Origin of the sequence: Agrilactobacillus composti DSM 18527 = JCM 14202 (assembly GCF_001436375.1) — a bacterium.
Taxonomy (GTDB): Bacteria; Bacillota; Bacilli; order Lactobacillales; family Lactobacillaceae; genus Agrilactobacillus; species Agrilactobacillus composti.
In genome coordinates this window covers 1-671 of record NZ_AZGA01000052.1, presented here as the reverse complement: position 1 = coordinate 671, position 671 = coordinate 1, and the positions used below count along the sequence as shown (strand labels likewise).

1 protein-coding gene is annotated in these 671 nt (G+C 50.1%); it reads left to right on the top strand.

The window, feature by feature from the left end:
* Window positions 1–671: phosphohexomutase domain-containing protein (locus tag FC83_RS07940; protein ID WP_476692191.1), on the top strand; the 671-nt coding region annotated here is incomplete at both ends.

Genomic DNA, 671 nt, shown 5'->3' with positions numbered 1-671 from the left:
CGCTATAATTCCGAACTTTTCGCCCATGAGTCTGCTAAAGTTTTAGGGGCCCACGGCATTCCTAGCTACGTCTTTGACCAGTTACGGCCAACACCGGAACTGTCCTTTACCGTACGCCATTTGAAGACTTACGCAGGTATCATGATCACCGCCAGCCACAATCCGAAGCAATATAATGGCTATAAGATCTATGGCCCTGATGGCGGCCAGATGCCACCTAAAGAAGCTGATCTGATCACCAGCTATGTGCGCAAAGTGACAGATTTATTTAACATTGCTGTGGTTGCTGAAACAAAATTACGGGAAGCTGGTCTGATGCACCTGATTGGTGAGGATGTGGATCAGGCTTACCTGGCCGAATTAAAAACGGTTACGATCAACCCAGATTTGATCGCCGAAACCGGTAAAAACATGAAACTGGTTTATACGCCGTTACACGGGACCGGGAAGATGCTGGCCGAACGGGTCTTGCATAATGCCGGGTTCCAAGGTTTTTCCATCGTGACGAAACAGGCTATTTTGGATCCGGAATTTCCAACCACACCATTCCCTAATCCGGAATTCCCCCAGACCTTTGATTTGGCTATCAAATTAGGCCAACAAGAAGGGGCAGACGTCCTGATCGCCACGGATCCCGATGCCGACCGCCTAGGGACGGCCGTACGCCAGCC